This window comes from Alteribacillus bidgolensis (assembly GCF_002886255.1).
GTDB lineage: Bacteria > Bacillota > Bacilli > Bacillales > Marinococcaceae > Alteribacillus > Alteribacillus bidgolensis.
The window spans coordinates 866,914-879,447 of the sequence record NZ_KZ614149.1 but is presented as its reverse complement, the minus strand read 5'-3'; the positions used below and the strand labels follow the sequence as shown (position 1 = coordinate 879,447).

The 12,534-nt window shown below is 36.7% G+C and carries 13 protein-coding genes and 1 pseudogene; 7 read left to right on the top strand and 7 right to left on the bottom strand.

The genetic code is table 11. The features are described from left to right. Positions 1 to 96: 96 nt before the first annotated feature. Positions 97 to 565, bottom strand: a pseudogene (locus CEF16_RS24260) (spore coat protein). Between the two features lie 131 nt (positions 566 to 696). On the opposite strand from CEF16_RS24260, the gene CEF16_RS24750 reads away from it, so the two are divergent. Further along, positions 697 to 819, top strand: a complete 123-nt coding sequence (locus CEF16_RS24750) for a hypothetical protein (RefSeq protein WP_281259146.1) — start codon at positions 697 to 699, stop codon at positions 817 to 819. Between the two features lie 337 nt (positions 820 to 1,156). Then, positions 1,157 to 1,726, top strand: a complete 570-nt coding sequence (locus CEF16_RS04560; protein WP_091580242.1) for a hypothetical protein — start codon at positions 1,157 to 1,159, stop codon at positions 1,724 to 1,726. An 81-nt stretch (positions 1,727 to 1,807) separates the two neighbouring features. Here the strand turns inward: CEF16_RS04560 and CEF16_RS04555 are convergent, their stop codons facing one another. Next, entirely contained in the window at positions 1,808 to 2,965 is a 1,158-nt protein-coding gene (locus tag CEF16_RS04555; protein ID WP_091580239.1) for a glycosyltransferase family 4 protein, read from the bottom strand. A gap of 148 nt (positions 2,966 to 3,113) precedes the next feature. Here CEF16_RS04555 and CEF16_RS04550 point away from each other — a divergent pair, with 148 nt between their 5' ends. Continuing rightward, positions 3,114 to 3,959 (top strand): alpha/beta hydrolase, encoded by an 846-nt coding sequence (locus CEF16_RS04550; protein WP_091580237.1) that lies wholly within the window; start codon positions 3,114 to 3,116, stop codon positions 3,957 to 3,959. A 124-nt stretch (positions 3,960 to 4,083) separates the two neighbouring features. Here CEF16_RS04550 and CEF16_RS04545 read toward each other — a convergent pair whose 3' ends face one another. Continuing rightward, positions 4,084 to 5,211, bottom strand: coding sequence for an MGDG synthase family glycosyltransferase (locus tag CEF16_RS04545; RefSeq protein ID WP_091580234.1), 1,128 nt, complete (start codon positions 5,209 to 5,211; stop codon positions 4,084 to 4,086). 221 nt (positions 5,212 to 5,432) lie between these two features. Here CEF16_RS04545 and CEF16_RS04540 point away from each other — a divergent pair, with 221 nt between their 5' ends. Together CEF16_RS04540 and CEF16_RS24745 are read left to right on the top strand one after the other, a co-directional pair. Next, on the top strand, positions 5,433 to 6,902 hold the full coding sequence (locus CEF16_RS04540) for an alkaline phosphatase family protein (RefSeq protein WP_091580231.1): 1,470 nt from the start codon (positions 5,433 to 5,435) through the stop codon (positions 6,900 to 6,902). Between the two features lie 49 nt (positions 6,903 to 6,951). After that, positions 6,952 to 7,086 carry a hypothetical protein gene (locus tag CEF16_RS24745; RefSeq protein WP_281259145.1) on the top strand — a complete coding sequence of 45 codons (135 nt, stop codon included), beginning with the start codon at positions 6,952 to 6,954 and terminating at the stop codon, positions 7,084 to 7,086. Between the two features lie 40 nt (positions 7,087 to 7,126). Here the strand turns inward: CEF16_RS24745 and CEF16_RS04535 are convergent, their stop codons facing one another. Both CEF16_RS04535 and CEF16_RS04530 read right to left on the bottom strand, forming a co-directional pair. Beyond that, the gene (locus CEF16_RS04535; RefSeq protein ID WP_091580228.1) at positions 7,127 to 8,011 is read right to left on the bottom strand and encodes a diacylglycerol/lipid kinase family protein; all 885 of its coding nucleotides are present in this window, start codon (positions 8,009 to 8,011) and stop codon (positions 7,127 to 7,129) included. A 42-nt stretch (positions 8,012 to 8,053) separates the two neighbouring features. Continuing rightward, positions 8,054 to 8,722, bottom strand: a complete 669-nt coding sequence (locus tag CEF16_RS04530; protein WP_170031589.1) for a lysophospholipid acyltransferase family protein — start codon at positions 8,720 to 8,722, stop codon at positions 8,054 to 8,056. A 130-nt stretch (positions 8,723 to 8,852) separates the two neighbouring features. Here CEF16_RS04530 and CEF16_RS04525 point away from each other — a divergent pair, with 130 nt between their 5' ends. After that, positions 8,853 to 9,944 carry a class II aldolase/adducin family protein gene (locus CEF16_RS04525; protein ID WP_091580223.1) on the top strand — a complete coding sequence of 364 codons (1,092 nt, stop codon included), beginning with the start codon at positions 8,853 to 8,855 and terminating at the stop codon, positions 9,942 to 9,944. 139 nt (positions 9,945 to 10,083) lie between these two features. Further along, on the top strand, positions 10,084 to 11,310 hold the full coding sequence (locus CEF16_RS04520) for a zinc-dependent alcohol dehydrogenase (protein ID WP_091580220.1): 1,227 nt from the start codon (positions 10,084 to 10,086) through the stop codon (positions 11,308 to 11,310). 116 nt (positions 11,311 to 11,426) lie between these two features. Here the strand turns inward: CEF16_RS04520 and CEF16_RS04515 are convergent, their stop codons facing one another. Both CEF16_RS04515 and CEF16_RS04510 read right to left on the bottom strand, forming a co-directional pair. Beyond that, positions 11,427 to 12,287, bottom strand: coding sequence for a DUF421 domain-containing protein (locus tag CEF16_RS04515; protein ID WP_091580217.1), 861 nt, complete (start codon positions 12,285 to 12,287; stop codon positions 11,427 to 11,429). Positions 12,288 to 12,324: 37 nt separating this feature from the next. After that, positions 12,325 to 12,531, bottom strand: a complete 207-nt coding sequence (locus tag CEF16_RS04510; protein ID WP_091580214.1) for a DUF1657 domain-containing protein — start codon at positions 12,529 to 12,531, stop codon at positions 12,325 to 12,327. Between the last annotated feature and the right edge of the window lie 3 nt (positions 12,532 to 12,534).

The window sequence follows — 12,534 nt, the reverse complement described above, 5'->3', positions numbered from 1 at the left end:
GGAAGTCTTAGTTTTTCTTATACTTTGATCCTTTTGCCAAGTTAAACTTTCCTAAAGTACAAAAAACTTCGGAAACCTCCGAAGTAACTTATAAATTCAGTGCTCGTATGCATTTTGAACATCATTTTGTAACAGTTTTTCTAAATTATAAGAGGGATAATAACTTCGTTGGTACATAAACCTAAATACTCTAGCGTGTAAATCAATAGCGCTGTTTAGTTGTCTTTTTAACACCTTTCTAAGTTGAGAGGTAGCTGTTTCTGTAATAGCTATAGCATAATTTCGAACTGTTGTCTTAGCAAGCCCCAATAAATCTCCAGCATAAAATCCTGTCATTGGATCTTTTTCATTTCTTTCTTGTGAGTCTCTAGGAGCACACAGAAAAATTGTAACAGTTCATTCAAGTTTTGCACCAAGGATTGTATAGCTTCTCCATAAATCTGCTGAAGTTCTTGATGCTAACCTGGGGATACATTTGTTTTAACTTCATCAAACCAATGCTTTGAAAAGCGACTAATTCATGGAGTTCAAGGGTTTCATGCCAGGCTAAGTGATCTTCATTCATTTGCGCTCTAAGAGTAAAGGGGGATTCCTTGTTAACCAATTTAAAACAAGGACTGAATAAGTGGAAATTTTATCAGGAAATCCTCAAACCTTTCTACAAATAGCGGCCCAATTGCAGGTTATCAGACTTATATGAATCAAGCTGGTGATCAGGAGTTAAAGAAAAACGTATCAAAGCAAAGAAGAATAAAAATCAACAAAGAACAAATTCTTAAAAAAAACGGTATCGGTTTACCACCATCGCCTCCAGAATGATTTAAAGCATATCGAGATTTCTGGAACGCTTTATGCTAATCAAGACTGACACTTTAGCGAACAATATAAACCTGGGATTACTGGTATCATATCCTAGCTTTTTCTATTGACTAATACATTTGACCTAACGAAACTTCCTTTTGCTACTGCTGTACCCTTCTTGTTTAGTTAGATGGAACAAACGTTCTGTTATGCAATAAATTTCCTATTCTTATTTATTTTTAAAGCACTCCCTCCATATAATCAAACTCCCTGTAAAGCCCCGTATAATGATGGTTAGCTAGGGGGATGATAATGGTTGTGCTTTTGCACCATTATAAACACAGGAGGAATTATAGTGGATACAAAAACTGAAAAACAGGTTGAAGATTTAGCTAGGTTCTCAGCAGAAGCCGAGGTTGCAGAAGAGTTAAGCATTTTTAAAAGCCAAATGGGACAAATGCAAAACACTTTAAATCAATTGCAGCAGCAGCAAGGACAACAAGGTCAGCAGCAAAATCAACAGGGACAGCAGGGACAACAAACAAATCAACTTTTACAACAAATTCAGCAATTTACCACTCAAGCACAACAACAACAATCCCAAGCCGATCAACAGCTTCAACAAACATTACAACAAGCTATTCAAATGCTAGATCAAGGAATGCAATACGTTCAAACCAACCGCGCTCTCACCCAAATGAATGCTGCAGTGAATCAAGCTCAACAGTATTTAGGTCAAATAAGTAATCAGCAAGGACAAGGACAGCAGCAATTGGGTGGGCAACAGGGACAACAGCAAAATCAACAACAAGGTCAAATGAGTGGACAACAAGGTCAGCAAAATCAACAGGAACAGCAGGGACAAATCGGTGCCCAACAAAACAACCAAGGACAGCAGCAATCTCAGCCTCAGCTTTTTCAATAATATAAAATATATAGGCTGCTCAAATGTTAAATTATAATAATATATGAAAAGGAGCAGGGGCCATCCCCTGCTCTTTCACGTTCAACTTTCTCTCTTTTTAACATACAGAGTTTTGAACAGAGACATCTTAGATTTTTTGTCTGAACCTTTTAAATCATTGAAAAAACTCAAAAGCTGATTGCTTGGAGCAGACCAACTAAAGGCGTGAGAGGTTTCACTTGCTTGATATCCCATTTTTTGTCTCAACGTTCCATCCTGAAGTTTTAATACGGTATTTTTAAAGTCATCCTTTATTTTCGGATCATACAACATCCCGTTTTCCCCGTCTGTCACCTGTTCAGCGGTAGGTCCTGAATTAGCTACAACAATTGGGAGACCGGAAGCCATTGCTTCTAATATAACGAGACCGAGGGTTTCGGTTCTTGAAGGAAAAACAAAAATATCCGAGGAAGCATAAGCTTTTGCCAGCTCTTCCCCATGCAAAAATCCTGTAAAAACTGTCGGCGTTCCTTGAAAGTAGGATTCGAGTATTCTTCGATGCGGACCATCCCCTACAATAGCCAGACGAAAATGGTTAGATCCATCCAGTACGTCGCGAATTTTTTCAATTTCTTTTTCTGCCGCTAAACGCCCCACGTATAATAAAAGCGTTTTATCCGTCTCTCCTTCAGATAGACGATATCGAACATCGTCATCTCGATATTGCACTCCAAATTTGTTTAGATCTACCCCCCGTTTCCATAAGTGGACATTTTTAAAACCCCGTTCTGTTAATTCTTTTTGGACCGAGTTGGACGTGCATAAATTTACATCTGCTCTGTTATGAAGGGTTCTTAAAATCCACCATAATATTGGCTTCAAATATGGTACCTTATAATAATCAGCATACTGCGGGATATTCGTATGCCAGGAAGCAATGAGCGGCCATTTTCTTCCGTAAAAAATGCCTGCCATTCCAAGAAGTGCAGGATTTACAACGTGAACGACATCCGGTTGAAATTCATCAAGCAGCTGTCCAACTTTTGGGTTGGGCAGTGCGACCTTTCTGTGCTTATAAATAAAAAAGGACCTTGCAGGAATACCTTTGACCTGAATTCCTTCAAATTCATTTACTCCCTCCGGAGCTATGATCAACAAAGTATGGCCTTGTTCTTTAAGCCATTTAATAGTGGCTGTTACTCGAGTAACAACGCCGTCTACTTGTGGTAAAAATGTTTCAGTGACAATCGCTATTCTCATGGAAACCCACTCCAAATCTGTTTTCGAATACAGATTATTATTTTCCAATAACTCACAGGCTATGTACAAAAATTACTAGCAATCCCTCCAGTGTAAAGATAAAAAATATGGTTAGTCTAAAAATGACTTGGGGAGGGAGGTGAGTAATATGTATATTGACGGTTATTTTAAAGGAACTGAAAATGTAAACCTGTTTTATCGTGGATGGATACCTCAAAAACCACGAGCCCTTTTAATTTTGGTTCATGGTGCAGGCGAGCATTCAGGGCGTTACTCCGATATCGGAGAGGTGTGTATGGAACATCAAATTGCTTTGGTTGCTCCTGACATCCGGGGGTTTGGCCAATCGGGAGGCCCGCGCGGACACGTGAATACCTTTAAAGATTATTTAGATGATCTGGAAACATTAATCAAAATGTTTTATAAACAATATAACTCCCTTCCCTTATTTTTATTTGGACACAGTTTTGGTGGGCTTATTGTGATTCGTTATGGACAAATGTACCGTCATACAGCAGAAGGCTTTATTTTATCATCTCCTGCATTAGGGATCCGTTTTCGTATGCCTTTTCTTTTTAAAAGAACGTTAGATTTGATTTCCTGGGTTTCACCGAATTTATCCATCCAACCTTATAAATGGGCTCGGATACTGCGAAAATTTCGTCAGTTAAAGCCCTATTTTCCAGAGAGTAATGCTTTATTAAAAGATCCTTTTTTTACATTCGAATATACGCCGCGTTGGCTGACGGAATTACTTCGTAATGGAATGCATGCATTAACGGAAGCCGCAACATTTCGGTTTCCGATTTTGTGCATTTATGATCAGCAAGACCCTATCATTCACCCAGGTTCTGTCCATCGCTTTTTAAATTCCATTACAATTGAAGATAAAAAACATGTTATGTATACAGAGGGGCTCCATAGACCCTGGCACGCCCACCATAAACAACAAGCCTTGAATAATGTTATGACTTGGTTAAATACGCGTTTATGATTCAAAAATCAAATCATTCATTTCTGCTTTTCAGTACGAACAATCTGGACCAGTCAGCATAATCGATAATAATGATTTACAAACGAATGTATGGGGGAAGAAAATTTTTAATTTTCTTCCCCCATTAATGGCTTTTCGTAATTTGTTGCTGATTGGTTAACGTAAGTATTCGATCCACAATTTGATTTGCAGCGTTTGGTTTCTTTAACATTTGGGCGTTATATTGCAAATTTGTATAATATGTTTTCTCATATAAGACTCTCTCTAAAACACTGGGTAATTGAATGCATTTATCTACTTTTACCGCAGCACCTGCATGTGTTAAATAGTTTGCATTTTGTTCCTCATGCCCTGGAACAGGATTAAAAATAATAATAGGTGTTTCGCAAGCAAGAGCTTCCGCCATGGTTAGTCCTCCTGCTTTCGAAAGAATACCATCACTCGCTTTTAAATATAACAAAAATTGATCTGTAAATTCTATCACTTTAATCATGTGCTTACTTTTCTTTTGAAGAATTCTATGTTTTGCTCTATGATTATGTCCTACCATACATAAAATCTGGATCTGTTCCTTTAAATGCTCTACTACCTGCAGGACATGTACGAAATTTGTTAAACCAATGCCGCCGCCGGCTATTAGCAATGTCTTCTTCCCTGGATCAAGCCCTAAATCATAACGGGCTTTCCATTTTGATATGTGTATACATTCGTTGTTCGAGATTGGTATCCCTGTTAAGTTAAAAAGGTGAGAAGGAACATTATGCAAATTAGCAAATTCCTCAATCTTAGGTGATGCTGTAAAATACCCATCAATTTCCTTTCTGATATATGCAGGGTGTAAAACGAAATCCGTTATAACTGTATACAAAGGAAAATCTAATTGCTTTGTCTGCTTAACTCTTGATAAAAAAGCAGTGACAAACGGATGAGTTGAAATGATAAACGGACAAGCCTCCCTATTCATTATCGAATACAAATGTTCAATAAAAAGAGAACCAAAGCGATCTAATAATAAAAACAATGGATACTCTTCTGCATAAAAGTAAATTTTTCTCCATATAAAAGGAGCTAGTTTCAATAGACGAATATAACTGCTAAGCATGAAGTGATGAAGAATTGGGCTAATCACGTGAAATGTATCAACCATTTCTGGATAAAAACCTTTTTTATTAAATTCATTTTTTAAAGCTTTCGCAGCCTGATTGTGTCCATGTCCAATCGATGCAGAAAAAATCAATGGCTGATTTTTCATCCATATTACCTCTCTTTCACAACAGCCTCGTTACTCACCCTTTTTACTATCACCTAATTTGTAATATTTATAATGTATTTTTCTTTCGTCATCCCCCGTTCTTCTACCAAATATCCACCATCTGATTTATTACATAATCTTTTCTAAACCTTCCATACTAAATTATATGAAATGCAAAACGTATTTCTAACATTATTTATTAACTTAAAAGGATGATAAACATGCCTTCAAGCCCTTCTCAAAAAAGTGTGATCATGATAATGCTTGATACCTTAATGGATAAGCCTTTGCAGCGGGCTTTAAAAGAGGAAAGAATACCTGCATTTACATATTTTATGGAACATGGAAATTATTTTGCCGATGTCGTTGCACCTTTTCCCACTATGTCAGTGAATGTTGAAAGTACTTTATTAACTGGACACTATTCCGATCAGCACGGCGTTCCTTCTCTTGTATGGTACAACAAAGAAGAAAACAGAATTATTAATTATGGAACCCACGTTAAGGATCTGATGAAATTAGGTCTGTCTAAAAGTATGTATGATGCTCTCTACCGATTAAATAATGAACATTTGAATACACAGGTAACAACCATCCATGAGGACCTGCACGAACAAGGAAAACATTCAGCTTCTATAAACCCGCTGGTTCATAGAGGCAAGACTCCTCATAATTTAACAATTCCTCGTTTCATTCGTTATTTTGTTCCTATAGAAAAACAGGTGGAAACGTTTACGGCTGAGAAGTTTGTATACGGACGATTATCAAAACTAAGTCCTTTGAAAAAATACAGCCGCGTGTGGAATAAATACGGATTTAATAATAATTTTTCCGTCCAAGAATTTACTCATTTGGTTGATCATAATGAAATTCCCGACTTTTCACTTGTCTATCTGCCGGATCATGATAAAAATGTTCATAAAAACGGGCCAATGGATACGAAAGGGATCAAGGATATGGATAAAAACTTACAGACCATATTAGACTCTTTTCCAACATGGGAAGAAGCACTAAAAAATTATATTTGGATACTTATTGGGGATAATGGCCAGTCCCATGTTAAAAAAGATCGCAGACAAGCAATGGTTGACATACGGAAGCTTTTACTCCCCCTTAAAATCACTAAACTTAGCAGAGGTGTTCATAAAGATGACCAAGTTGTTGTAGCTAATAACCTGAGGTCTTGTTTGATTTATTCATTAAATACCGAGGACGTTCCACTGACCACTATTGTTGAGAAATTAAAAGAAGATGATCGAGTAGAAATCATTGCTTGGAAAATGAATGACTGGATTCACGTTGCTTCAGCAAACAATAAAGAAACTTTTCGTTTTAAAGAAAATGGAGAAATGAAGGATGAATACAATCAAACGTGGTCAGTAGACGGTGATCCTTCGATACTTGACCTTCACATACAAGAGGACAATATTCATTTTGGAGACTTCCCCGATGCTTTAAAGAGGCTCCATAGCACCCTTCATTCCCATCAAGGAAACTTTGTTGTCACCTCCGTCAAACCAGGCTACGAATTCAGCGGAGAAGTTACTCCTTCCCATCCGGGTGGAGCCAGTCACGGAGGCTTTCATAAAAATGATTCACATATCCCTATGGTCGTTACAGGCACAGAATCCACACCTGAGTCTTTACGTTTGGTTGATTTTAAAAATTGGATTCTTAACCTGATTAAATAATAAGTACTATCTCCATGATCATTTACATCTTAAGAGGGAGGGTTCATAGTTGAAGAATAATATCAAAAAAATAAATGAATTCCTGACTGATTTCTTTTACTCCTTCTTTATTCTCGAATATGAGAATATTTTTGAAGATAGAGGAATAAAAGAAAATGTGAATAATAATCCCAAAGAAGAATAGTTATGTTTTAATCTGTCGCTTTTAATTGAAAAAGATGCTCTTACACGACTTGTAGAGCATCTTTTTTAATACGTATATGAATAGGACTTACCGTCATCTGTTCGCCATCACTATGTACCATGATTGAGTTTCCAGAACTGACCTGAACTTCTTTTCCCTGTAAAAAAGTAACATTTTTCTCTGTTGTATGTTTTCCTCTATAGGCTTTTGGAAACAAACGTAACAATTCCCATTTTTTTATTCCGTGCACAATACAAAGATTTAGAAAACCATCATTATAAGAAGCATCGGGACAAATGGTGATCCCGCCCCCATAGTTTGGTGCATTTGCTACAGCTACAAGCCAAACGTTTGAAAATGTCATATCTACTCCATCAATGGTAATCTGGACATTCGTTGGTTTGTAGTCTCTCAATGTTTCTAACAAGCTTACGACATAAGACAATCCACCTAACCGTAATTGATTAAAAAATTTTTTATATGCTCCGTCATTCACGTTTTTAGCTATCTGCCCGTCCAAACCTATTCCAGTTACGGTAAGGCAATATTGATGGCCAAGATGAAGTAAATCGACTTGTTTCTTTTCATTTGCAATAATCCGCTCTAAAGCTTTTAAAGGGTTCATTGGAACTCCTATACAGCGGGCGAAATCATTACCTGAACCTGCTGGAATAATCCCTAAAGATATATTTTTATACGCAAGCTCATTTGCAACCTCATGAATAGTGCCATCTCCCCCTACTACTATAATTGTTTTCAAATTTTTTCTGCTAAGATCTTTAACTATCTCTTGAGCATGTTGAGGGCCTTCTGTAAACCGAGCAACAAAGGGAAGATCTTCTTGTTCTAATATTTTTTCTACACGTTTCCATACTCGATGTCCTTTCCCGTTGCCAGAAGTTTTATTGATGATAAATGCAAACATTTTCTATACTCCTTCTTGCTGCATTCTTCTTGTAGCAATTCGTTATGATTTTTTTAATAGTGAAGGTATTATTTCAAAAATATTATTTAACTTACTGCGTTGTCCGTTTTTTAAAATTATTTCGTTTTCGTTATTTTTTAATGCTAATTTTCTTGATTGCTGCAATATATCAGAGGCCAACTCCTTGTAATCAACCGTTTTACGTGATGATAAATCAATCGGAGAACCTATGTTAATCAAAGCCTTTTGTCTTACCCTAAATTTGCTCTTGTGAAAAGTAATGGCTACCGGCAAAACAGGGACGTTGCTTTTAACTGCAAAAAAAGCTACTCCTTTCTTCGGCTCTATTTCTTTTCCATTTGCAACTCTTGTCCCTTCTGGAAAAATTCCTATCACTTTTCCTTCTTGTAATAGTTTTAACGTTTCTCTCACGGGCCGAATGACTATACCGCTTTGACGATTTACTGGTATAACACGCAATTTCTTAAAAAACCAGCTTGTTAAACGATGATTGCATAACTCTGCTTTTGCCAAAAAATGAATGTGGTTTTGAAACATTAAACTAATCAATATTGGATCATAGTTACTAAGATGGTTGGAAGAAATAATAAAGGGACCATCGTCTACGATATTTTCACGCCCCGTAATTTTGACAGTAAAAAATAGTGAAAGTATGAATTTAGCTGCGTTTTTAATTACCTTGTAGAACAATTTCTTCCCTCCTGCTGACTTAAATATACATGTATAACTTTCGCTTTTATTGATGATATTATTCCTAAGCATGGAATGCTTCTACATCATATTTAAAACGAATTTTAATTAAGAAATGGAGGAATCGGATATGAATTCATTTACGTTTACAGGACAACCTGCAAACCAATGTTCACAATGGTTGTTTGAAGGGATACGGAACATATTTTTAGAACACGGATATACTTATCATTCGACTCCGGAGGACAATATAAAGCTTGTGTTTCATGTACTTAATAGTAACGCTCCTCGTCCATACCGAAGAAAATCCCAAGGAACTTTTGTCGTTTCTATCGTTGAAACAGAAACTAAACCTCAAGACATTCACAAAGAGGCTTATCCTTATCTAATAAGAAGTTTGGCGAATCACCTTATGTATATAGTTCATGGTGAAAAGGAGACCCAATTATACTTTTTGACCCCTGAACAAGGAAACTACAGTATAACGTTTGATACAGAGAAAAGAGACGAACAGGTTTTTCAACAGATTTATGAACGGTTAGAACCCCTTGCCTCATCTAAACTTGTTATTGATAATGATTTTTATAAAGATTTACCGGAATCCCTATGGAATGGAGACGAAATTACCCAGTCTTTAGGAGCATCAGGAAAAAAACTAGATGAAATGAACCTTCTGCCTGCTCCGTTTCCCCTTGAGGAGATATTATCCGAAAGAGACATACGCCACCTGAAAAAGCTGTATGGAATTGGCGGGTTAAGTTATGGAAATCTCAGTGCCCGTAAAGATAACAATAGCTTTTGGATGAGTGCAAGTGGAATAGATAAGTCAAACATGAGGAAAATAGGAAAAGACTTTCTTTATATTTCCGGATACGATGACCAAAAGAATACTATGAAAGTTAGCGTTCCACCTCGTATTACACCCAAACGCGCTTCAGTTGATGCAATTGAACATTGGATGATCTACCAAGAACATCCCGAAGTAGGAGCTATTGTTCATATTCATGCGTGGATGGATGGAATTAAGGCTACGGAATTTAATTATCCATGCGGAACAGTAGAACTAGCAGAATCAGTTGCTCGATTAGTCAGTGAATCGAAAAACCCATCCCGAACAGTTATTGGTTTGAAAAACCACGGTCTTACCATTACAGGACGGGATTTGGATGATATTTTTGAGAGAATTGAAGGAAAAATCATACCGCAAGTACCCATGCAATAAAATATTAGAAAAACTTGGCTTACTGCCAAGTGCAAATTGTGGAAGCCGTAGTTTTACTTATACTTTGATCCTTTAACAAAGTTAATTTTTCTAAAGTATAAAGAGAGAAAATTTAATAACAAGAAAGTGAGTAGTTATAATGAAAGCTGTACAATTTAACTTAAATTTGCCAAAATACACCTTTAGTAAAGCGATGGGCAAAATGCATCCATCGCTTTATGTTAATGGGCCCTTCACATGTGTTCAATTACGAGATGTTAGAACTCCAGAACTTCCTACAGATAAATGGGTTGAGATAAAAGTGAAATATGGCGGCATTTGCGGAAGTGATTTAAACTTAATTTCTCTGAAAGACAGCCCTGCCACATCTCCATTTATTTCATTTCCTTTTACTATTGGCCATGAAATAGCAGGAACGATCTCAAAAGTTGGAAGTAAGGTAGAACATGTATCGGTCGGAGAGCGAGTAGTTATTGATCCTATTTTATCTTGTAAAGCAAGGGGGATCACACCCCTTTGTCGTGAATGTAATCAGGGCAACTACAACCTTTGTAAAAACATGAGCAACGGTTCTATTTCACCAGGATTGCTCACTGGCACATGCAAGGATACGGGGGGAAGCTGGGGGAATAACGTTGTAGCTCATGAAAGTCAAATTATTAAACTGCCTGAAATTGTAAATGATGAAAATGGCGTTCTTGTTGAACCGTTTAGCTGTGCTTTACATACTGTTTTACATAATCCTCCGAAAAACACAGATACAGTATTTGTGATAGGTTCAGGTGTCATTGGGATTTGTGTTATAGCTGCCATTCGGGCATTAGATATTTCTTGCAAGGTGGCAGTGTTAGTGAAGTATCCTTTTCAAGCGGAACTAGCAAAAGAGTTTGGAGCCGATGAAGTCTTTTTTTTATCGAGACGACAAGAGTATGTTACTGAAGTAGCTAAATCCTTCGATGCGCACGTATTACACCCTGTTTTCGGTGAGCCTATTGTCCATGGAGGGGCAGATATTGTTTACGAATGTGTAGGTAATCGTAAAAGTTTACATGATGCACTTCGTTTTGCCAGAAAAGGAGGAAAAGTTGTTTTATTAGGATTAGCAAGTTTTGTGGATAACCTTGATATGACGATGATCTGGCTGAATGAACTAGAAATCAAAGGAAGTTTCGCTTATGGTACGGATGTGTACAATGGCGAACAAAAAAGAACGTTACAAATTGCGGTAGATTTGATGGCTCAAAAGAAAGTGAACCTTGAACCACTCATCACCCATTATTTTCCGTTGGAACGTTATCGGGAAGCAATCTCTACCGCCTCTAATAAGAAAAAACAAAACACAATGAAAGTTGTTTTTACACCATAAGCAAAATGCAGGCCTGTTAATAGTCGAACAGTACAAAGCTAATCTGTATATTACAAGAAAAAATATATTATGATACGACAAAGGAACCACTCCTCTATGTTAGATATAAATTTATCTTATTCTCTTAATAGAGGAGTCACTTTATTTATGGCTTTGTCTAATTTCTTGCTGTTTTTACTATACATCTGCTTTGCTTCTTCTACATTTGTCGCAAGAGCAAACAGTTCTAAATCCGCCTGACATTTTTTCATCGTTGCGAGGATTAATGGTTTTTCTACAGGTTCAGCAACTTTAAGTTTATCATCGAAAAGATCTACAGATAACTGTCCAAAAGAATCCACCTGACCGAGAAAAACGTTTTCGATCGTTACACCCAACTTTTCTAATTCGGTTTTTAACCAATTTCGATTTTGACCAACAGTAGATAATGGTTCATCTAAAATTTCGCCATCCATTATGACGGTTTGCGGTTCCTTAAAGGAGGGAACTTTAACTCCAAAATCTTTTGCTGTTAAAGGTTGATTTTCTTTCTTTAATAACACATTTAATTCTCCATTAGCTTCTAACACAGCAAATTCCACATCGGAAATTTGGAAAACATCTTTCGTTCGCAGTAACTGCATCAGTTCATCAATCGTATATTTTTCCTTTTTCAAATTTTCTTCCATTACTTTCCCATTCTTAATAAAAACGGTTCCTTTCCCTTCCATAACATCCCGAAATTTCTTGCTTTTCAATGAAATATAACCTGCCACAAACGGCATTACTCCAAAAATTACAATACCTATAATCCCATGCATAACCTTAAGATCAAGATTCATGATTACTTCTGACCCTATGCTACCAATCGTAAAACCACTAACATATTCAAAAAAGGAAAGTTGGGAAAGTTGTTTTTTTCCTACTATTTTTGTGATTATAAAAAGGATAACTAAAAAGATTAACGACCGGACAACAATATCTAACCAATCTGGCACTGTATGACCCCCTTCTTATGTTAAATATTCGGCTAGACTAAAAACCTCTATATTGATCTTCTTCCAGTTCCAATCGGCCAACCCTTTTTTTCAAGTCATCCATTATCTCCTCCATGATTGTTATCGTTTCTTGGAAGGTTTGTTTTGCATACTCATCCTCTGTTCGTAACTCTAAACTAGCTAAACTATTTTTAACGTTTTTAATACTTGAAAGACATTGTTTTACATCAGAACCTACTGTCACGAA